The sequence below is a fragment of the Halobacillus naozhouensis genome (genome assembly GCF_029714185.1).
In the GTDB taxonomy this organism is placed as follows: domain Bacteria; phylum Bacillota; class Bacilli; order Bacillales; family Halobacillaceae; genus Halobacillus_A; species Halobacillus_A naozhouensis.
Genome location: NZ_CP121671.1, coordinates 2119511 through 2139314, shown reverse-complemented (window position 1 = coordinate 2139314; position 19804 = coordinate 2119511). Strand labels below are relative to the sequence as shown.

General features: G+C 41.2%; 22 protein-coding genes. 5 read left to right on the top strand and 17 right to left on the bottom strand.

All coding sequences use genetic code 11. From position 1 onward, the window contains the following. Positions 1–11: 11 nt before the first annotated feature. From P9989_RS11195 to P9989_RS11180, 4 genes are all read right to left on the bottom strand, one after another. Positions 12–1538, bottom strand: coding sequence for an ABC transporter permease/substrate-binding protein (locus tag P9989_RS11195; RefSeq protein WP_283075007.1), 1527 nt, complete (start codon positions 1536–1538; stop codon positions 12–14). Next, the gene (locus P9989_RS11190) at positions 1535–2602 is read right to left on the bottom strand and encodes an ABC transporter ATP-binding protein (protein ID WP_283075006.1); all 1068 of its coding nucleotides are present in this window, start codon (positions 2600–2602) and stop codon (positions 1535–1537) included. Before P9989_RS11190 ends, P9989_RS11195 begins: the two co-directional genes overlap by 4 nt. A 96-nt stretch (positions 2603–2698) precedes the next feature. Beyond that, positions 2699–3379 carry a glycosyl hydrolase family 18 protein gene (locus tag P9989_RS11185; RefSeq protein ID WP_283075005.1) on the bottom strand — a complete coding sequence of 227 codons (681 nt, stop codon included), beginning with the start codon at positions 3377–3379 and terminating at the stop codon, positions 2699–2701. Positions 3380–3417: 38 nt separating this feature from the next. Beyond that, positions 3418–4035, bottom strand: coding sequence for a stalk domain-containing protein (locus tag P9989_RS11180; protein WP_283075004.1), 618 nt, complete (start codon positions 4033–4035; stop codon positions 3418–3420). Between the two features lie 182 nt (positions 4036–4217). Between P9989_RS11180 and plsY the strand changes: the two genes are divergently transcribed. The 4 genes from plsY (at position 4218) to P9989_RS11160 (ending at position 6523) form a co-directional block, all read left to right on the top strand. Continuing rightward, a complete protein-coding gene (gene plsY / locus P9989_RS11175; RefSeq protein WP_283075003.1) occupies positions 4218–4799 on the top strand; it encodes a glycerol-3-phosphate 1-O-acyltransferase PlsY in 582 nt (193 codons plus the stop codon). A gap of 149 nt (positions 4800–4948) precedes the next feature. Next, positions 4949–5884 carry a GTP cyclohydrolase FolE2 gene (gene folE2, locus P9989_RS11170; RefSeq protein ID WP_283075002.1) on the top strand — a complete coding sequence of 312 codons (936 nt, stop codon included), beginning with the start codon at positions 4949–4951 and terminating at the stop codon, positions 5882–5884. Positions 5885–5898: 14 nt separating this feature from the next. Continuing rightward, positions 5899–6144: a membrane protein insertion efficiency factor YidD gene (gene yidD, locus P9989_RS11165; RefSeq protein WP_283075001.1), complete on the top strand. Its 246-nt coding sequence runs from the start codon at positions 5899–5901 to the stop codon at positions 6142–6144. 88 nt (positions 6145–6232) lie between these two features. Then, a complete protein-coding gene (locus P9989_RS11160) occupies positions 6233–6523 on the top strand; it encodes a HesB/YadR/YfhF family protein (RefSeq protein ID WP_283075000.1) in 291 nt (96 codons plus the stop codon). Between the two features lie 24 nt (positions 6524–6547). Here P9989_RS11160 and P9989_RS11155 read toward each other — a convergent pair whose 3' ends face one another. The 6 genes from P9989_RS11155 to acnA all read right to left on the bottom strand — a co-directional run bounded on the left by P9989_RS11155 (position 6548) and on the right by acnA (position 13490). Further along, positions 6548–6856: a hypothetical protein gene (locus P9989_RS11155; RefSeq protein WP_283074999.1), complete on the bottom strand. Its 309-nt coding sequence runs from the start codon at positions 6854–6856 to the stop codon at positions 6548–6550. Then, entirely contained in the window at positions 6856–7281 is a 426-nt protein-coding gene (locus P9989_RS11150) for an acyl-CoA thioesterase (RefSeq protein ID WP_283074998.1), read from the bottom strand. Before P9989_RS11150 ends, P9989_RS11155 begins: the two co-directional genes overlap by 1 nt. Positions 7282–7283: 2 nt before the next feature. Continuing rightward, positions 7284–9548: an AAA family ATPase gene (locus P9989_RS11145; protein WP_283074997.1), complete on the bottom strand. Its 2265-nt coding sequence runs from the start codon at positions 9546–9548 to the stop codon at positions 7284–7286. A 170-nt stretch (positions 9549–9718) separates the two neighbouring features. Further along, positions 9719–9862 (bottom strand): FbpB family small basic protein, encoded by a 144-nt coding sequence (locus tag P9989_RS11140; RefSeq protein WP_283074996.1) that lies wholly within the window; start codon positions 9860–9862, stop codon positions 9719–9721. A gap of 52 nt (positions 9863–9914) precedes the next feature. After that, on the bottom strand, positions 9915–10517 hold the full coding sequence (locus P9989_RS11135; protein ID WP_283074995.1) for a TlpA family protein disulfide reductase: 603 nt from the start codon (positions 10515–10517) through the stop codon (positions 9915–9917). Between the two features lie 267 nt (positions 10518–10784). Continuing rightward, on the bottom strand, positions 10785–13490 hold the full coding sequence (gene acnA / locus P9989_RS11130) for an aconitate hydratase AcnA (protein WP_283074994.1): 2706 nt from the start codon (positions 13488–13490) through the stop codon (positions 10785–10787). 305 nt (positions 13491–13795) lie between these two features. Here acnA and P9989_RS11125 point away from each other — a divergent pair, with 305 nt between their 5' ends. Beyond that, on the top strand, positions 13796–14224 hold the full coding sequence (locus P9989_RS11125) for a DUF2621 domain-containing protein (protein ID WP_283074993.1): 429 nt from the start codon (positions 13796–13798) through the stop codon (positions 14222–14224). A 101-nt stretch (positions 14225–14325) separates the two neighbouring features. On the opposite strand, the gene P9989_RS11120 is transcribed toward P9989_RS11125, so the two are convergent. The 7 genes from P9989_RS11120 to P9989_RS11090 all read right to left on the bottom strand — a co-directional run bounded on the left by P9989_RS11120 (position 14326) and on the right by P9989_RS11090 (position 19787). Further along, on the bottom strand, positions 14326–14787 hold the full coding sequence (locus P9989_RS11120; RefSeq protein ID WP_283074992.1) for a CcdC family protein: 462 nt from the start codon (positions 14785–14787) through the stop codon (positions 14326–14328). A gap of 112 nt (positions 14788–14899) precedes the next feature. Further along, positions 14900–15328 (bottom strand): Na(+)/H(+) antiporter subunit B, encoded by a 429-nt coding sequence (locus tag P9989_RS11115; protein ID WP_283074991.1) that lies wholly within the window; start codon positions 15326–15328, stop codon positions 14900–14902. A 65-nt stretch (positions 15329–15393) separates the two neighbouring features. Continuing rightward, the gene (locus P9989_RS11110) at positions 15394–16098 is read right to left on the bottom strand and encodes a cytochrome c biogenesis CcdA family protein (protein ID WP_283074990.1); all 705 of its coding nucleotides are present in this window, start codon (positions 16096–16098) and stop codon (positions 15394–15396) included. Positions 16099–16261: 163 nt separating this feature from the next. After that, entirely contained in the window at positions 16262–16489 is a 228-nt protein-coding gene (locus P9989_RS11105; protein ID WP_283074989.1) for a YneF family protein, read from the bottom strand. A gap of 74 nt (positions 16490–16563) precedes the next feature. Further along, a complete protein-coding gene (sirA, locus tag P9989_RS11100; protein ID WP_283074988.1) occupies positions 16564–16989 on the bottom strand; it encodes a sporulation inhibitor of replication protein SirA in 426 nt (141 codons plus the stop codon). A 149-nt stretch (positions 16990–17138) separates the two neighbouring features. Then, entirely contained in the window at positions 17139–19145 is a 2007-nt protein-coding gene (gene tkt / locus P9989_RS11095; RefSeq protein ID WP_283074987.1) for a transketolase, read from the bottom strand. Positions 19146–19553: 408 nt separating this feature from the next. After that, positions 19554–19787: a DUF896 domain-containing protein gene (locus tag P9989_RS11090; RefSeq protein WP_283074986.1), complete on the bottom strand. Its 234-nt coding sequence runs from the start codon at positions 19785–19787 to the stop codon at positions 19554–19556. Between the last annotated feature and the right edge of the window lie 17 nt (positions 19788–19804).

Genomic DNA, 19804 nt, shown 5'->3' with positions numbered 1-19804 from the left:
ATTGATCCTCCTTATTCTTCCAATAGTCCTTCACTGATAAGATATTCACGTGCCACTTGTTCAGGTTCACGATCTTCAAAACTTACCTCATAGTTCATTTGGCGCATCTGATCACCTGTAATCTTACCGGCTAACTGGTTCAGGACTTCATCAAGCTGTGGGTACTTATCAAGTGTTTCCTGCCTCATTAGTGGCGCACCTTGATATGGCGGAAATAAGTTCTTAGGATCATCTAAGACTTTTAAGTTTAGATCGATCATATATCCAGCGGTTGCGTAAGCATCGATAATGTCTACTTCTCCGCTGGAAATGGCTCCTTGTCTTAAACCAGGGTCCATAGTAATCACTTCGCCAAAGTTAAGATTATAAACTTCTTTCATTCCTTGGTAGCCATCCTCCCTATCTTTAAATTCGAGGGTAAAGCCAGCGCTGATTTGCTCTTCAATTGGCTTGAGATCACCTATGGTTTCAAGGTTATATTGCTCAGCCAATTCTTGAGTTGTGGCGACCGCATACGTGTTATTAAATTGCATCGGCTTCAAATAGGCCATGTTAAATTCTTCAGCCATACCTTTTTTAGCCTGCTGATAGACTTCCTCAGGGTTATTACTTTTCGCTTGTTGACCTAATAAAGTAACAAGCGCAGTTCCTGTAAATTCAGGATAAATATCAATACTTCCTTCTTGCAAGGCACTAAAGACCAAATCCGTTTTCCCTAAATTTGTCTGTAACCCAACGTTTAAATCCGTCTCTTCCTCAATCAATAATTTATACATATTAGCCAGGATGGCAGGCTCTGAACCGAGCTTTCCACCGACGACTAAATCATTTTGTGCTTTTCCTCCAAAGGCTAACGGGCCTACAGCAATTAAAGCTGCAATGACAAGTAAACTCACAAGTGACCTAAAGCCAGATTTAGCTGATGTTCGTTCAAATAAACGCAGGATAAAATCTAATAAAATGGCAAGTAATGCTGCTGGAATCGCACCTAATAAAATTAAGTTGATATCACCGCCGCGGTCAAGGCCGAGCAGAATCAAGTCACCCAATCCGCCAGCTCCGATCAATGCTGCAATCGTAGTGGTTCCGACAATCAAAACCATTGATGTTCGAATACCTGCCATAATTACAGGCATAGCTAACGGGAGCTCTACTTTCGAAAGCCTTCTAAACGAGCTCATTCCCATCCCTGTAGCGGCTTCTTTCAAGGCCGGACTGACCTCTTTAATTCCTGTGTACGTATTCCTTATAATCGGTAACAGTCCATAAGCTGATAAAGCAATGATCGCTGGCGTTTTACCTATTCCGAAAAAAGGAATCAAAAAAGCTAATACAGCCAGACTCGGGATCGTCTGCATGATGGCCGTGACCCCTATAATAGGCTCAGCAACCCGCTGATTTCTTGTTAACAGCAACCCTAGCGGTACCGAAATTAAAGTAGCAATAACCAGGGCAATAATAGAAATCTGCAAATGCTCCCAAATTTTCTCGTATAAAACATCTTGTCTTTGTTGAAACACTTCGATAAAAGTATTCATGTGCGTACCACCCCGTTGTCTGCTTTAATTTGTTTCTTGAGGTGAAGCACCATATCCTTATAAGAAAGCGTTCCAATTAATTCCCCGTTTTGGACTACAGGGAGCAGCGGGTAATCCACGTCCTCAAAAGCTTGGGTGGCTTCTCGCAGTGACATATCATGACTTAGCACAGGGAGATCTACTTTCTCGCCATGATGAAGCCCAAATGTAAACTGGCCTTTGTTGGATTTAATAGCAAACGTTCCTTCTTGCGGAATTTTCCCTGTTACATAGTCGTCTACCGTGTATACTTGTGGCTTTGCTTGGTCGATGATGACATCAATCGCTGTTTGCCAGGGAGATTTCTTTTCCCCTATAAAGTCCTCAACGAACGAATTTGCTGGGTGTAAAATCAAGTTCTGAGGCTGATCAAGCTGAACGATCTCCCCCTCTCTCATTAAACAAACACGATCCCCGATTGCCATCGCTTCGTCAATGTCATGGGTGACGAAAATAATCGTTTTTTTAATCTCCTGCTGCAATTGTCTAATGTCTTTCTGCAGCTGTTCCCTGCTGATCGGATCGAGTGCACTGAACGGCTCGTCCATCAGAATGATATCAGGATCGGCTGCTAAAGCGCGCAGTACACCGATCCGCTGCTGCTGCCCGCCGGATAGTTCACTTGGCTTACGCTTTCTATAGGTGGCAGGGTCTAATCCTACCATATTTAATAATTCATCGATTCGCTCCGATAAGGCTTGTTTCTTCCATTTTTTCATTTCGGGAACGATGGAGATATTCTCCTCTATCGTCATGTGCGGAAACAGAGCAATCTGTTGAAGTACATAACCAATATTCCAGCGGAGCTCGTGAATACTATACTCCCTAATATCCTTGTTATGTATCATGATAGACCCTTCTGTAGGTTCTATTAAACGATTAACCATTTTCATCGTCGTTGTTTTACCACATCCGCTCGGCCCAATCAGGACTAATAATTCTCCTTCCTGTACTTCTAATTGAATAGATTTAATGGCTGTGGTGCCATCAGGATATGTTTTCGTCACATCCTTAAACGTAATCATGACCTTCCCCCTCTTTTCTTTATAAAACATCAACTATATCTTCCCACATTTACATAATTCAAAACATTTCGGGGTTTTGCGACAGATGAACAAGCTTCACTTTTTATATAATTGCTCGTTAATAAATTCCCATGCCTCTTGATCAGCAAAATAAATGCTCCATGAGGCAATCCCCGCCAACTTGTATTTTTCCATGAGACCTATCCGTTTTCCCAAGGATGTTTCATTCTCCAGCCACATTTTATAAGTGGTACCATCGATTGTCGCCTGTACATATTCCTGACCGGTTGACCCAGCTAACTCAAGTGTTAGACCTTTCTCTTTCACCCAGCGTTCAGCCTCTTCCATTGTTAAAGCAGTAGAACTTACTTCCCCATTGTTTTCCTCCCACAATCGAGTATATAAAGGGATACCTAAGAGAAGGTGTTCATTTGGCACGACCTCAAGTAATTCTTGCAAATTTTGTTCCACCCATTGAAGACTGGCTACACTGCCTGCTTGAGGGGAAGTAGCCCAGTGCTGGTCATAAGCCATTACGATTAAGAAGTCAGCTGCTTCTGCGAGCTCAGCGCGCTCATAAAATTCTGACCATTGATTGCTGTTTGAAATGAACGTAATATCTACTGATATAACTAATCCTTGATTGTGAGCTCGAGGTGTGAGTTCCCTTACAAATTGTGTAAACCATTCCCCATCTTCCTCATAGACATTTTCAAAATCCAAATTAATCCCATCCAGGTTATTCTCTTTTGCCAGACGCAACAGCTGGTGAATCATCTTCGTCCTTTTCTCGTATGAAGGCAATACCTTGGAAGTTAGGTCAGGATCAAAACCATTTGAGAAGCCTGGAGAACGGTAACCTTGTCTAATCCTTGCAGACTGGTATAATAGGATGACGTTACAGTAGGTTCACTTCTGACAGCTAGTCCATACTCTTCTGTACCTGATTTAATCTCTGCAGATTTCTTTTCAAACCCTTGAGGAAAGATATGGACAGCGCCATTTGGATATGTCCTAACAGATAAAGCATATATATTTTGAAGAAATTCCGCAGCTATCCAGCGATCTCCATCCGTTTCGAGACCAGCTTGGTAAGAAAGTTCTATTAATCTATCATTCTTTTTATAAAACGGCTCCTCAACGGTAATTTGATAAACATTTTGTGCGGTGGTCATGATCATTGACTCACTTTTCTGATCATAAACGACAGGTTTATTCAAATCCTGCCGGATATATTCAACAGGGATGTAAAGGCGGTCATCTTTCATTATCCCATGAACTTCCGAGCGCTTTCCTTCATAAAACAAAGAGTGCTTATCAGAGGAAAACTCAACCTTTTCGTGAGAAGGGAAGGGATATAACCAAATGATGGCACCGAGCAGCATCAAACATCCAACAAAACACCAGAGCCATACTTTCCTTTTGCGATTCATATTTATACGATCCTTTCTAGATTAATCATAAAGGATGTTCATCGCAAAGAAAATAAAAGCAGGTTAGCTCGGTTATTTTGTTGTTCTTTCACGACGTATATAATGATAAACTATATAAAAAAGGGATGTACCGCCTGAGTCTCCCTTACCCCGATTCTTCAAGACTTAAGGAGTTGTACAGCATGGAGTACGTCATTTACATCATCATAGCCTATTTACTTGGATCCATACCCTCAGGTCTGCTTGTTGGTAAACTAGGCTTCGGTATCGATATTCGTGAACACGGAAGCGGCAATCTTGGAGGAACTAATACTTTTCGCGTATTAGGCATTAAAGCAGGCTTGCTCGTGACCAGTGCGGATATGTTAAAAGGAACATTTGCCACGGCACTCCCCTTTATTATGGGCGCCGATATTATCACTCTGGTAATTGGAATATTTGCTGTAATAGGTCATATGTATCCACTGTTTGCAGGATTTAAAGGCGGGAAAGCAGTCGCGACTTCAGGTGGAGTCATATTAGGAATTAATCCGCTCATTTTTATTATTATGTTAGCAACATTCTTCCTCGTCCTGTATATTAGCAAGTATGTGTCACTATCTTCCATGATTACTGGAATTGTCTCGGTGGTCGTTTCTATTTTATTTCAGGACTATGGGTTAACCATTCTCATTGCTCTATTTACATTGTTCGTAATCTATCGCCACCTGGCAAACATCAAACGGATTATAAACAAAACAGAACCAAAAATAACTTGGATGTGAAAGAAGTCTATAACAGGTGAACTGTTGTAGACTTCTTTCTTGTGAAAAGTGTAGAATGATCACACATCACAAAAGCATTAAATTGTATAATTGTTGCTACATATTGTATACTTTGACGTATAACGAAGGTCAAAAAAGGAGTCATCGCTATGAACCAAACTGAATTGAATAAAAACAAACAACTCCCTTCAAAGAAGGAACGACATAAACTTTTCGGCTCTGTGGATCCAGGTCCCCGTACAAAACCTGAACAAAAAGAGAAGATGGTTGATTTACAAAACTCCAAAAAAGATTTCTTATTTAACATCGACATGGTAGGTATTTCCAATGTAAAGCACCCCATTCAAATTCCGAGTCAGCTTGTCCCGCAAATTCAAACGACGATTGGAACATTCACCTTTGGCTCATCGATCGCTCAAGGAAGCAAAGGAACCAATATGAGCCGCTTTACTGAGCAGCTCGATAAGTATCATCATGAAGGATTTGCTATTGATATTGAGACATTGAAGAAGTTTACAAAAGAACTGGCTGGTCGCTTGAAACAGGAAGATGCAGAAGTTGAGGTATCTTTCCCATGGTTTTTTGAAAGAAAAGGACCCTATTCTGACTTAGCTGGAATGAACCATGCCGATGCCACGATCAAAGTACTCTACGATCACACTACTGGATATGATGTGACGGTTGAACTGACTGGTAAAATAACTACGCTATGCCCTTGCTCTAAAGAGATTAGTGAATATAGTGCTCATAACCAGCGCGGCAATGTGTCGATGAGTGTAAAACTTACTGAAGACTTTGATGAACAGCAGATCGATTGGAAAGCTGCTTTACTGGAAGCGGCTGAAAGCAATGCTAGTGCGAGGATCCACCCCGTATTAAAACGACCGGACGAGAAAATGGTCACAGAGCAAGCTTATGAGAACCCTCGCTTTGTTGAAGATATCGTCCGTCTTGTTGCCGCTGATTTGTATGAGTACAGCTTTGTTGAGGCTTTTGAAGTGAGCTGTCGTAATGAAGAATCCATTCATTTACATGACGCAGTTGCCACTTTAAGTTATGATAAAAAACAAGAAAAGACTCGTTAGTAAAGGATCATTTTATGAAGTATATCTTAATCGGTCCCATCACGTTTTACCGCAAGTTTATCAGTCCGATGACACCACCTACTTGCCGTTTTCAACCGACTTGTTCAGAATATAGTCTTGAGTCTCTAAGACGATTTGGTTTGTTAAAAGGTACTTACTTGACGCTCCGGCGCTTGCTGAAATGCCACCCCTTTCATAAAGGAGGCTTTGATCCAGTTCCACTCAAAGATCATCGCAGTAAGAGAGAGTCTGAACGTTAAGTCTGGACGTGTGTTCTGTTATGAGGTTTATCCGAGCCTGTTTAAGGATAGACAAGATTATACGAAGCTTTGATGAGGAGATGAGCTTATGAATTTAGTTGTAACAGAAGATGCAGCCAAATGGTATGAGGATGAATTAGAAATCAATGAGGAAACATCCATACGCTTTTATGTTCGCTATGGTGGAGTTGGCGGTTTACAGCCAGGATTTTCATTGGCTATTCGCGAAGATGACATGAAAGATCCTATCGCCACGGCGAAAGTGAACCATATTGAATACTTTATTGAAAAAGATGATGAATGGTATTTTGATCAGCATTCACTAAAAGTTTCCTTAGACGAAAAATGGGATGAACCTAAATTTAGTTACGAAAAATAATTGACGCCGTCCCATGACGGCGTCTTACTTTTTATCTAACGAAAATCTCTTAATTTGTTCCCACTGATGTTCACTTTCTAAAATGGAATATTGTCGGCTTCCAAACAGATCAAAATGCGGATAGGAAAGATCATAATGAATCCACTCCCTCTGAAGCTTATATTGTTTGCCCCACTCGATCAGTTTGTTGATGTCTGAGCAGCCGACCTTTGTGACGGTATCACAACCAGGGAACCTTTCATCAATCCAGTAATGAGTTAAGAAGGCAATTTCACCGTGTTGAACCCGTCTTTTCCAGCTTTGCAGTTCCTGTCTTTTTACCCCAAAAGCCATTACGCTTGTGGCTCCATGGCTTGAAGGTAGGCTTCATGCCACTCCGGGAAACTTCTACGAATCGAAACCGGACGGAAGCTGTCCTGCTTTACAATCACATGCTTAGTCGTTCCTTTTACAGCTACTTCCCCACCTTCGTGTCTCACTTCATAGCCATATGTGATTCGCAGTCCGTCATACTCTTCTACCCATGTTAACACGTGAACATCATCACCATAACGAACGGGTTTTTTATAATGGATCGAGACATCAACTACCGGGGAGTAAACCCCCTGCTGTTCAATTTCATGATACTTAAAGCCTAGATCTTCAATAAATGCCGTTCGTCCCATCTCAAACCACACTAAGTAATTGGCATGGTACACGACCCCCATCATATCTGTTTCCTGATAGCGAACCTTAATGGTAGTCCTGTTCTGTTTCATTCTTATGACTCCTTCCGAACGTTGTGCCATGCATTTGTTAGATCATTCAACGTTAACGTATTCCAGCCATCGCCTTCTTCTTCCATTAAACGAATGGCCTGGTATTGAATCGCTTCATTTACTAGATTATTGATAAACCGGCCATTCCCCTCTATCGTGTGTGATTGAAACTGATTTAATAAATAGGGTTCAACGTCATCAGCCAGTCCGTACCTATACTGCGAAGTTTGATACATTAACATATCTAACAGTTCCTGTTCATTATAATCCGGAAATAATAAATACTTTTTAAATCGTGATGATAGTCCTGGATTACTGGCAATCAGTTGCTTCATCTCTTGCTGATAGCCAGCTAATATAACAACGAGGTTCTCATTATGACGGGTCATCTCATCAACTAAGGTTTCTATGGCTTCTTTGCCAAAATCATCCCGCCCGCCATTATATAATCCATAAGCCTCATCAATAAACAGTACTCCACCTAACGCTTCACGGATTTTTCGCTTCGTCTTGATCGCTGTTTGCCCCACATAGCCGGCAACGAGATCACTTCTTGAGACGACCACAACATGGCCCCTCTTTAACAAACCACATTCCTTTAAAACCTGAGCATAAATATCTGCAACGGTTGTTTTCCCTGTGCCGGGGTTTCCAGAAAACACGGAATGAAGTTGAATCGGTACAACTGGATAGCCTCGCTCTTTCCTTTTTTGTTGGGAGCGTACAAATGCCGAGAGTTTTCTCACTTCTTCTTTGACATTATTTAAACCAATTAACGACTGTAGACGTTCCATAGGTGACGTTGATGCTTCGTCCAGATTGTTATCAAAGCTTAAATCTTCCTCTTTAATCCTCATATGATCAAGCCAGTGGTGCTTATCCTCTAATTGTTCAGAGGCACCCTTTTGGAAAATGGTTTTTAATACAAGATTACGCACCGTTCGCGCATTGCCAAATGAATCATCGACTCGTTCTTTTTCTATGAGTGTTTCAAATAACCGTAGCGCCTTTTCTGTAAAAAAGAAGTCATTCTCAAGAGCGATCGATTCAGCAATTTCAAGCAGCTCATCCATTTGATAATCTGGAAGCTCGATATGATTCTGCTCTGGAAACCTGCTCCGAAGACCTGTATTGGACCATAGAAATTGACGCATTTCTTCCGGGTACCCAGCTAGAATAACAGCAAATTTCCCGCCATATTCCTTGCCCGTCATCGCGGATACAAGTGTATCTATAACTGCCTGACCATAGTCGTTCCCTGTTTGCCCTTCTCTCTTCAAACTATAGGCTTCATCAATAAATAAAACACCGCCGATTGCCTGTTGGACATAATTCAGCGTATTTTCTTCACTTTGGCCTACATATGAACCGACGAGATGGGAACGGTTAACCTCAACTACATCTCTCGTATCAAGTATACCTAGATCGTAGTAAATGTTAGCAAGTAAGCGAGCGATCGTCGTTTTCCCTGTGCCGGGATTTCCTGTAATAATCATGTGAAGACCGGGGTCATCCACCATTGAGAAACCAAAGCTCCGGCGCTGCTGTTGATATTTTAAAAATTGATAGTATCTCTTCATATATTTTTTTACGTCATGCAAACCTACCATGTTCTTAAGCGACTCAATTGGATTAACATCGACAGAGAGTGTTAAAAATGACGGTAAATGTCGATACAATTCATCCTGGTATTCACTAAGCTTTCTCGTCTTTTCATTTACTTGTTTGACCGGAATCTGAATCCGGCGGTGCTCAATGGAATCGAGAGCCTCTGTCAAAATAGCCTTTAACACTGATAAGTGCTCATACACTTCTTGATAAAGTTTAAGTCTATGACTAGTTGCATCAATAAGAGTTTTAGTGGCGAGCTCTTCATCCCATTGTTGCTGAACCATATCCACATCACTGTACATAACTCGTGCTTTTTTTCCTTTAGTAGAATCGTGATCTGTTTCGTGGAGCAGCCATTGTTCATAAGACGTATCTTTCAAGATTCGATAAGCTCTTAACAGCTGAATGGATTCATATAGATCACGAACTAATGGATTATCAGGTTGAATTACCCTCGCTTCCTCAATAAACTGATCAGCAAGAGGATCCTTGTCTTGATGACGCTGCATGCGATAATAGGCGAGCACGATATAAAGACGGGCTTTGATGTCCTGTTCAAGATCGGTCTCAGCATCCATCAGACGCAATGCTTCAATTTCTGTAATGGGAGGTACCATATCCAGACTTGTCCAATGTTTCAGGACGGATTCATCCATGATTTCACATCCCTTCAAGGAAGTATGTAATAGAGTATAGTAGAAGGTAACGGATACATAACGTCCTGCAGCCCCAATTATTACCGTTCCTTATTTTAACATAGTCGCTCTCTTATGTAGATTAACTTGCCCGGCCTCAGTACTCGCATAGAAAAAAGCAGATCCCTGTTTTATGAAGGGATCTGCTTCATACGTTTACGATGTCGCTGTTCAATTCTTTCTTCGATTTGGTCTAATAACTTTTCATCTTCTTTAATTAAACGAATATTTTCCCGGACTCGTTCAGTGTAGGATATATTTTGTCTTCTTCTCATGTGAATCTCTCCTTTATGAACAAAGGATTCCCATATGTTACACAAAATATTCCTAATTTAACGCATTCATCATTTTCACCATGTATTCGTAGCTCATCGGACCCACTTTACGTGGCTGTTGAATGACCCCGTCTGTTCCAATAAAGTACGTTGTCGGAAGGGCAATAGCTTGATAATCGTTATTTACTTTCAGTTCCTTATCTAAGACTACTGGAAAAGTGTAGCCGCCTTCCTGAATATAGTTTTTCACTTTTTTTATACTGCTTTCCGACCCAGTTGCATTTACAGCGACAATCTTTATCTCATCACCGTATTTTTGATGAAATCTTTCCATCCTCGGCATTTCTTCACGGCATGGCGGACACCATGTTGCCCAGAAGTTCAACATTACTTTTTCGCCGCGTAAATCAGATAAACTTAACGTTTCTCCATCAAGTGTCTTTAATGTAAAATTTGGTGCCTTCTCGCCGACTTCAAGGCCGTCAGGTGCATTAGGCGGGGTGATGGCTGTACCCTCTTGTGAAGGATCACCTGAAACATTATATTCTTCAGCCTCACCTTCAGCAGGGTCCTTCTCTTCTTCCGTAACCATATTAAAAACGACCATCCCTAGTAGTACAACCAAAAAAAGCCCCGCACCGATTTGTTTTCCCATTAATCACCCATCCTTTATGTATTTATCGACCGACTATAGAAAGAACGCTTCTATTTATACATACAATAGCGAACTAGCAGACATGCCTATTGAAACCAAAATAATTATGCCGAACTATCAATCTGCAGTCAGCATGTTTTTGTAGAGTAATCCTATATACATAACAATATAAATAATACCATTACCTTGTAAAGCGTTGATGATCATTGTTTGAAAATAATTCATAAAAAAGGACCGCTCAAAATGAGCGGTCCTTTTAGATGCTGTTTAGCTTAACTTATTACGTAGTACCATTTGAAGAATTCCACCATGACGATAGTAATCTACCTCTACTTCACTATCGAAACGGGCAATGACTTCAAATTCTTTCTTGTTGCCCTCTTCATCTGTTGCCGTTACTTTGACTAAATCGTGCGGCTTAACAGATTCATCAACTTGAACATCGATAGATTCGCGACCCGTTAATCCTAGAGATTCAATCGTATCTCCATCTTTAAACTGCAATGGCAATACGCCCATCATCACAAGGTTAGAACGGTGAATCCGTTCAAAGCTTTGAGCTATAACCGTCTTAATGCCAAGAAGATCTGTTCCTTTAGCAGCCCAGTCACGAGAGCTTCCCATTCCGTAATCGTCACCAGCAATAACAGCAAGCGGAGTCTGATCCTCTTTATACTTCATTGCTGCAGTGTAAATCGGCATCACTTCTTCAGTCGGCCAGTACGTTGTGAAGCCACCTTCAGTACCAGGAGCTAACTGGTTACGAATACGAATGTTCGCAAACGTACCGCGCATCATCACTTCATGGTTTCCTCGGCGTGAACCGTAAGAGTTGAAGTTTCGTGGTGAAACATTCTTATCCTGAAGGTATTCCCCTGCAGGCATATTTTTAGGTATCGCACCTGCTGGAGAAATGTGGTCGGTTGTAACAGAGTCACCAAATTTACCAACTATGCGCATGCCATTAAGAGGTTTAACCGTTTCTGGATCACGAGATAGCGCTTCGAAGAACGGCGGGTTCTGGATATAAGTAGATTCTTCATTCCAGTCATAAAGCGGTTCGTCTGTAGTATCGATTTCATTCCACTTCTCATTAGAGTTGAAGACATTTTCATATTCTTTTCGGAAAATTTCGGGTGTCACAGCACTAGAAATTTCAGCCTTGATTTCCTCCTGTGTTGGCCAGATATCATCAAAGTACACAGGTTCTCCATCTTTATCTGTGCCTAGAGCTTCTTTCTTGAGATCGATATCAACCGTACCAGCAAGGGCATAAGCAACAACTAGTGGCGGAGAAGCCAAATAGTTTGCTTTCACTAGCGGGTGAATACGTCCTTCAAAGTTACGGTTTCCTGAAAGAACAGAAGATGCTGTCAGATCGCTATCAGCAATCGCCTTTTCAATCTCAGGAAGCAGTGGACCAGAGTTACCAATACATGTTGTACAACCGTACCCAACGAGGTTAAACCCTAATTGGTTCAAGTACGGCATTAACCCTGAATCCTCAAGGTAACGCGTAACAACTTTAGAACCTGGTGCAAGTGAAGTCTTCACATATCCAGGCACCTCAAGACCTTTTTCAATTGCTTTTTTAGCTACTAATCCGGCACCAAGCATAACGTGCGGATTAGAAGTGTTTGTACATGAAGTAATGGCTGCAATAGCTAATGCGCCTGTCTTCATGACAGCTTTCTTGCCATCCTCGAACTGTACTTCAGCTTCTTTATCAAATTCAGACTCATCCAGCCCAAAGCCATGGTTACCAGCTGGACCAGTAATAGCTTTATTAAAGGATTCCTTCATTTGAGAAAGCGGAATTAAATCTTGTGGACGCTTAGGACCTGATAGGTTAGGTTCAAGATCACTTAATTCAATTTCCACCAGTGAAGTGAAATCTGGATCTTCTAGAGATGGATCATACCAAAGATTGTTTTCTTTGCAATATTTTTCGACAAGTTCAATTTGCTCTTCGCTGCGTCCTGTTAAACGCATGTATTCTAGAGATTCGCCGTCAACCGGGAAAAACCCGCATGTAGCCCCATATTCTGGTGCCATGTTTGAAATCGTTGCGCGGTCAGCAAGCGGCATTTCCTGCAGGCCAGGTCCAAAGAATTCAACAAATTTTCCAACAACATTTTGTTCTCTTAGCTTCTGTGTAACTTTCAGTGCTAAGTCAGTTGCAGTGGTTCCTTGTGGAAAGCTGCCGTTCAGCTTAACTCCGATAACCTCTGGTGCAGGGAAGTATGATGGCTGGCCAAGCATTCCTGCTTCTGCTTCAATACCACCAACACCCCATCCTAGAACACCAAGGCCATTAATCATGGTCGTATGAGAGTCTGTACCGACAAGTGTATCTGGATAAGTATCAACAGTGCCTTCATCGTTCTCCTTCGCATGAACGACATTTGCAATGTATTCTAAGTTTACTTGGTGAACGATTCCAGTTGCAGGTGGAACAGCACGGTAGTTATTAAATGCCTTTTGAGCCCAGTGAAGGAACTCATAACGCTCCTGGTTACGTTCGAATTCTAGTTCCATATTAATATCCAATGAATCAGCCGTACCATATTTATCGACTTGCACAGAGTGGTCAATAACTAGATCCACCGGTACCTCTGGGTTGATTTTATCTGGACTTCCTCCCATATCAACCATTGCCTTACGAAGTGAAGCAAGGTCAACAACAGCTGGAACACCTGTGAAGTCCTGTAAGATAACACGGGAAGGTTTAAATGGAACATCTTCCCCTTTTGCTTTACTAGTTCCCCAGTTTGCTAGACTCTCCACGTGACTATCCTGAATCACGCGTCCATCGTGTTGACGGAGCAGAGACTCAAGCAGAATACGAATGGAGAAAGGCAGACGGGAAATCTTGCCATGTCCCGCATCTTCTAAGGCTTTTAGATCGTAGTAGTTGTACGTTTTGCCATTTAAGTCGAATTGTTTGCGAGCATTAAATGCGTTGCTAGCCATATTCCTTTTACCCCCTCATCAAAATTCAATGGTGAGCTGTATATCAGCATCCCCATTCCCCAAATTTGTACATTTGCTTCCTTTTTTCATGAAAGTTCACAAATAGGCACCATCTATTTTAAATGAAAACGATTAATATGTAAAATAATTAGACACCATTTTTGTTATAACGACAGTTTTCTTAGATCATAGCGCAAATATTTGATAATTTCCTGACGACAAGATAACCGCTTGTCTTTCTTTGCCAATGGTTTTATAATTATAGGAGCAGAAAGAATAAGCACAATAATGAAACAGGTGATTGTATGTCAGGTGGCTTTGCCCTATTTATTATCGGGTGGATTGTCATCATGGTTGTTCTCATGGGAATTGGCGGCTTTTTCATGTTTCGTAAGTTCCTTAAGCGGATGCCAAAAGAAGACGGAAAGTCCACGATTGACTGGGAAGAGCATTATATTGACCAGACTATTCATATGTGGAATACGGATCAAAAAGCTTTGCTTGAAGAACTTGTGTCTCCTGTTCCGGAACTCTTCCGTGATGTAGCCAAACAGAAAATAGCAGGCAGGATTGGACAGGTGGCTCTGGAAAAGAAATGCTCTAAAATTACACAAGAGATCATCATAGAAGGCTATATCCTCGCAACCCCAAAACGGGATCACAAATTTCTAATCAAGAAGCTGCAGGAAAAAGAAATCGATATTACACCCTACCACCCTCTGCTAGAACGATAAAAAGATCGGACCGCTTAAACCCGGTACGGTCTTTTTATTTTCCTTTTAAAAAAGAAGAAAACCTCCTTATTATTTGAAAAGGAGGCTTTCACATTCGTCATTTATAACGTTTTTTCTAGTTGTAAGTACTGTCTCAACATAGCTAATCGCCATGTGACAATCATTCCAAGAGCCAGCAAGAAAAACATACCGCTCATTTCTCCAAAAGCTATAGTCTGACCTATGATTAATTTAAGTATGATCCGTAAAATCAATAAACCAAATAAAATAAACACAAATGCTTTTGAAGGTTTCAGATAGATGTTATCTTCCCTAACTTCAAATTTTGAGGTGCGAATCAAAAAAATAGAAAAGATCACACCTACTAAAACAGCCTCTGCAACTTGTCCCCACTCTACGCGGAAAGCTGGAAATAAAAACATAAATGCCCCGGTACTCATAAAAAGCGGCGGTAAAATGATTTTTTTTACGCTGGCAGGCTTTTTAGCTGCCCTAAGACGGACAAAGATCATGACCGTGGCCATACATGCAGCTACTACTGTGCTTGCAATTATCCAAAACATAAAGTTTTCACTCTTTCTTCCGATTCCTGATCAATTTTGCTCAACATTCATGGACTACATTCCTTTAAAGGGCGTTTAAAATCCTGACGCCTTAGATTCTCTTTGGCAAAAGTTATTCCTGATCCTCTGCCACAGCCAAAATGATCGTCATGGAAACCCCGATCACCGTCAAATATACACCTAAATCAAATAACAGGGCTGTAGCAAGCTCTGTCCGGCCTAGAACAGGCAACTGAAAATAGGCAAAAGTGTGACTTAAAAATGGCTCTCCAAATATAAATGATCCGATCCCTGTAGCCACAGCGATTAATAATCCGGTGAAGATCATGTACCGAAAGTTGACACGAATAACTTTCTCCATCGCATTGAGTCCATAAGCCATGTACATGAGCACGAGTGCTGCTGCAGCCATCAATCCGCCGATGAAGCCTCCCCCAGGTGCATTGTGGCCGGCAAAAAATAAATAGGCTGAGAACCCGAACAGGATGAACGCAATAAGGGATGTAGTTGTTCTTAAGATTAAATCATTCGTCCTAGTCATAATTAAACTCCTTATACTGTTTCAATATCTTCATCATAATATAAAATCCAATGGAATGCTACGATTTATAAGCCTTGAAAGCCAAATAAACCGGCTAGATAAGAAGTCAGCTTCGCCATCCAATTAAAATATAAGGCAATCCCCATCAGAATCATAATATACCCTCCGATTTTCATGATTTTTCCACTATGTCGTTTAATCCAGTCTAATTTTCCAACGAAGAAGGATAAAACGAAAAACGGAATAGAAAAGCCCAGGGAGTAAGAAATCATCATAACGAGAAATAACTCGGGACTGTTTGAAGCCAGCCCCAGAACAGCAGCCAAAATCGGCCCCATGCAAGGCGTCCAGCCTAACGAGAACGTAAGACCGATAATAAAGGAGCCTATATAGCCGGCTGGCCGATTTTTAAAAGTAATCTTATGATCCTGCATTAGGAATTTAAAATTGAATACCCCAATAATCACAAAACCAAAGAAAATTACAAGAATAGCTCCCAGCCTTCTAATAATTTCTTCATTTTGAATAAAAAATTGTGAAAATAACGACCCAGAAAAACCTAAGATTATAAAAATCGTGGTAAAACCGAGCAAGAATAAAATGGTATGAGCCATACTTCTCTTCTTAAGCATACCGTTATCTTCTTTTAACTCATTTACACTCATTCCGGTTATGTAGGAAAGAAACACGGGATACAAAGGTAAAACACATGGTGATATAAAGGAAAGAAAGCCAGCCCCAAAAGCTAACAAAATATTTACATCTGTCATAACACGCCCCCCATTTATCGACTCAAATCTTATTGTATCAAATCAAATTTAAAAAAACGATGAATCAGTTGTGAACATACCATGAAGGTTGCCCTAACTGAAACACATCTATCCATTAAAAAACCTTCTCTCCATATGGTATGAAAGAGAAGGTCTCGACTTGTTATTTGTTCTGTTGGTTGTTCATAGCCCGCATCATTTGATTGATCTTCTTCTGGGATGGTTTTTGTCCCATCTGCATCATCATGGTACGTAACATTTGTTCATTAATTGGCGGGTTCTTCTTTAAATAGTTCATCATATATTTTCTCGCGATGAAAAAGCCCAGGGCTGCTCCACCAACGAGGGCCAAGACGGCAATAATAATTACCCACACTATGCCTAAAGTCATCTCTACGTCTTCCTCCTTCGTTTTGTCTCCCATAACAGTATAGTAAAATGCTCACACGAATACAATAGAGCATTCTACGATAACAAGCGCTGACTTGAAAGAGGGGAAATCCATCCATAATGCTCTCCACTTTCTTCTACAATAAAAAACGACTGATCGCACATTCTTAGTGGTTGAAATAACACTCGTTCTGCTTGCCAGAGACTGTCACACTGTAATAGACAACTGCCATTCTTTTTGATAATGATATCATAATTTTGCCCGCGTTTGAATAATTCCCCGTTCGCATTAATAGAGAATGGTATGTTGCGCAAGCCTTTATAGCGGTCCGCAAACCATTGCTTATACGAGAAATCTTCCGTTATATAATCTAATTGCTTCTGAAGCAACCCAGAATGAGGGGCACGTAAGCATTCTTCAAAAAATCGCTTTATTATTTCTACTTTATAATAATAGTGTTCACACACTTCTTGTTTAATCGCATAAATTACAAATTGCATAGCTCTATCACTCCTTGCTCATGATTATACAGAGCATAGAGCGAATAATTTGTCACATTATGACTTGCTACATCTACGATTTTTGTCAGAATTATAAAAACTTAAATGAGGACTACCGCATACTAGAAAGCGGTAGTCCGTAGCTCTATTTATTTGTTCATCAAATTCTCAGCATGTTTGACGACATTTTCTACTGTAAAGCCATAGTTTTTTATAACTTCATCCCCTGGTGCTGATGCTCCAAATGTATCGATTCCAATGACAGCTCCATCAAGCCCCACATAACGGTCCCAGCCAAATGAGGCTCCCATTTCAATAGCCAGGCGATTTCTTACCCCATCAGGCAGAACCTTCTCCTGATACTCGCGGCTTTGAGCTTTAAAACGATCAAATGAAGGGATACTCACAACTCTTACATCATATCCTTTTGTTTTAAGTTCAGTTTGTGCCTTCACTGCAAGCTGCACTTCAGAACCTGATGCAAGTAAAATGCCATCAGGCGTTTCTTTATCAGAATCGCTAAGGACATACGCCCCGCGCTTCACGCCTTCATATGATTTCTCACTTGTACCTTCAAGTGTCGGCAATCCTTGACGAGTCAGGACAAGAGCTGTAGGGGTCGTATTTGACTCAAGAGCAACTCTCCAAGCAGCACTTGTCTCGTTTCCATCTGCCGGACGAATGAGTGAAAGATTCGGAACTGCTCTTAATGAAGCAAGATGTTCTACAGGCTCATGAGTCGGACCATCTTCCCCAACAGCTACTGAGTCATGAGTAAATACATAGTTTACAGGTAAATTCATGATAGCTGATAAACGCAATGCCGGGCGCAAGTAGTCACTAAAGACAAAGAATGTTCCAGCATAAACTTTTAAGCCGCCGTGAAGGGCCATACCATTTAGTGCACAGGCCATGGCAAATTCACGGACGCCAAACCATACATTACGACCCGAGTAGTCATTGCGAGAGAAATCTTCTTCACCTTCTACAGTAGTTTTGTTAGAGCCGGCAAGGTCGGCACTGCCTCCGAAGAAATAAGGAACTGTTTTAGATAAGGAATTTATAACTTTCCCAGATGCTGCACGAGTTGCCAGGCTATCTTCACCAGCCGTAAACTCTGGAAGGCTATCCTGCCAATTATCCGGAAGTTCTCCATTGATGGCTTCTTCCAGCTCTTTACCAAGCTCAGGGTATGCTTCCTTGTATTGTTTCATAAGTTCATTCCATTGAGCTTCTTTTTCTTCACCATTTTCCTGAACTTTTGATTTGAAGTCATTATAAACTTCCTCTGGAACATGAAATGGTTCGTGCTCCCAGTTATAGTGCTGCTTGGCAGCCGTGATTTCTTCATCACCCAGTGGTGCACCATGAGCCGCAGATTTACCAGATTTATTTGGGGAACCGTACCCGATAACCGTTTTAACCTCGATCATGGTTGGCTGCTCTGTGTTTTGTTTTGCCTGCTCAATTGCCTGAGCGATAGTTTCAGTATCTGTACCATCCTCAACACGAATGACTTGCCAGCCATAAGCTTCATAACGTTTTTCAACACTTTCACTAAAGGAGCGATTTAAGTCACCGTCTAATGAAATGTCGTTAGAGTCATAAAGAACGATTAACTTCCCTAACCCTAAGTGGCCGGCTAAAGAAGCAGATTCCTGAGAAACGCCTTCCATCAAGTCACCATCACCACAGATAGAAAATGTATAATGATCCACAACATCAAAGTTGTCACGATTATATTTAGCGGCCAGATGAGCTTCTGCCATCGCCATACCTGTAGCCATTGAAATCCCTTGTCCTAACGGCCCCGTTGTGGCTTCTACTCCATCTGTATGCCCTACTTCTGGATGACCAGGGGTTTTTGAATCCCACTGGCGGAAAGATTTAATGTCATCAATCGTGACATTATAGCCAGAAAGATGCAGCAGGCTGTAAAGTAGCATAGATCCATGTCCCGCTGATAAAACGAAACGATCCCGATTGAACCAATCCGAATTTTTCGGATTATGGTTCATATATTGCGTCCATAGTGTATACGCCATTGGAGCTGCACCCATTGGCATACCTGGATGACCCGATTGTGCTTTTTCGACTGCATCAATAGTGAGTGTTCGAATTGTATTAATAGATGTCTGTTCAAGGCTTGCTGCCATGTAAACATTCTCCTTTCAAAATTCCGTATATGTACCATGTATAATCCTATAATGAAAATGAGCAAGTGACAAGCATTGTTATCGTTTTTTCTACAATTTCTCTTAAACTCCTCAAGTATTTTTCCCTAGTTTCTGCAGGATAAACAAAAAAACCGCACCCATAAATGGGTACGGCATTCCTTGTACACAGGGAATTATAAAATATCTGTGGATTAGCTTACACGAGGTTTGCCACATTCAGCCTCCAGCACCCAGACACTCGAGACATAAGATAATTCGCCTCCGTGGCCTCACAGTACGTGCCGTTCTTAGTCGAACTTTCTTTTGCTCGAACTTCCCTGAAGTATTGTCCATTGCGCCGCTTGCCTTATGTTTGTCATGTCTACAGGGGCGCTTACGCTTTTGTCCTCAATTCTTTTTCTCATTTTGCTGCATCTTTTTAACCTTCTCAGGTGTAACGTCATTACCTTCTGGATCAACAACCGTCATACCTTTGAGTTGATTTTTAAAAGAGCTGCGAACATTTTTTAAATATTCCTGACGCAACTCTTTCTGCTCAGCTTTTTCAGCTTTATTGAGGCCTTCCTCTTTTGATTTATTGGCTAGTTCATTGATTCTGTTAAGCTTTTCATTAGATAACATTTGCACATACCTCCTTA

Excerpts from the sequence above, each read along its gene's own strand:
- P9989_RS11195 (WP_283075007.1), bottom strand. The coding sequence starts at position 1,538 with ATGAATACTTTTATCGAAGTGTTTCAACAAAGACAAGATGTTTTATAC.
- P9989_RS11190 (WP_283075006.1), bottom strand. The coding sequence starts at position 2,602 with ATGATTACGTTTAAGGATGTGACGAAAACATATCCTGATGGCACCACA.
- P9989_RS11185 (WP_283075005.1), bottom strand. The coding sequence starts at position 3,379 with ATGATTCACCAGCTGTTGCGTCTGGCAAAAGAGAATAACCTGGATGGG.
- P9989_RS11180 (WP_283075004.1), bottom strand. The coding sequence starts at position 4,035 with ATGAATCGCAAAAGGAAAGTATGGCTCTGGTGTTTTGTTGGATGTTTG.
- plsY (WP_283075003.1), top strand. The coding sequence starts at position 4,218 with ATGGAGTACGTCATTTACATCATCATAGCCTATTTACTTGGATCCATA.
- folE2 (WP_283075002.1), top strand. The coding sequence starts at position 4,949 with ATGAACCAAACTGAATTGAATAAAAACAAACAACTCCCTTCAAAGAAG.
- yidD (WP_283075001.1), top strand. The coding sequence starts at position 5,899 with ATGAAGTATATCTTAATCGGTCCCATCACGTTTTACCGCAAGTTTATC.
- P9989_RS11160 (WP_283075000.1), top strand. The coding sequence starts at position 6,233 with ATGAATTTAGTTGTAACAGAAGATGCAGCCAAATGGTATGAGGATGAA.
- P9989_RS11155 (WP_283074999.1), bottom strand. The coding sequence starts at position 6,856 with ATGGCTTTTGGGGTAAAAAGACAGGAACTGCAAAGCTGGAAAAGACGG.
- P9989_RS11150 (WP_283074998.1), bottom strand. The coding sequence starts at position 7,281 with ATGAAACAGAACAGGACTACCATTAAGGTTCGCTATCAGGAAACAGAT.
- P9989_RS11145 (WP_283074997.1), bottom strand. The coding sequence starts at position 9,548 with ATGGATGAATCCGTCCTGAAACATTGGACAAGTCTGGATATGGTACCT.
- P9989_RS11140 (WP_283074996.1), bottom strand. The coding sequence starts at position 9,862 with ATGAGAAGAAGACAAAATATATCCTACACTGAACGAGTCCGGGAAAAT.
- P9989_RS11135 (WP_283074995.1), bottom strand. The coding sequence starts at position 10,517 with ATGGGAAAACAAATCGGTGCGGGGCTTTTTTTGGTTGTACTACTAGGG.
- acnA (WP_283074994.1), bottom strand. The coding sequence starts at position 13,490 with ATGGCTAGCAACGCATTTAATGCTCGCAAACAATTCGACTTAAATGGC.
- P9989_RS11125 (WP_283074993.1), top strand. The coding sequence starts at position 13,796 with ATGTCAGGTGGCTTTGCCCTATTTATTATCGGGTGGATTGTCATCATG.
- P9989_RS11120 (WP_283074992.1), bottom strand. The coding sequence starts at position 14,787 with ATGTTTTGGATAATTGCAAGCACAGTAGTAGCTGCATGTATGGCCACG.
- P9989_RS11115 (WP_283074991.1), bottom strand. The coding sequence starts at position 15,328 with ATGACTAGGACGAATGATTTAATCTTAAGAACAACTACATCCCTTATT.
- P9989_RS11110 (WP_283074990.1), bottom strand. The coding sequence starts at position 16,098 with ATGACAGATGTAAATATTTTGTTAGCTTTTGGGGCTGGCTTTCTTTCC.
- P9989_RS11105 (WP_283074989.1), bottom strand. The coding sequence starts at position 16,489 with ATGACTTTAGGCATAGTGTGGGTAATTATTATTGCCGTCTTGGCCCTC.
- sirA (WP_283074988.1), bottom strand. The coding sequence starts at position 16,989 with ATGCAATTTGTAATTTATGCGATTAAACAAGAAGTGTGTGAACACTAT.
- tkt (WP_283074987.1), bottom strand. The coding sequence starts at position 19,145 with ATGGCAGCAAGCCTTGAACAGACATCTATTAATACAATTCGAACACTC.
- P9989_RS11090 (WP_283074986.1), bottom strand. The coding sequence starts at position 19,787 with ATGTTATCTAATGAAAAGCTTAACAGAATCAATGAACTAGCCAATAAA.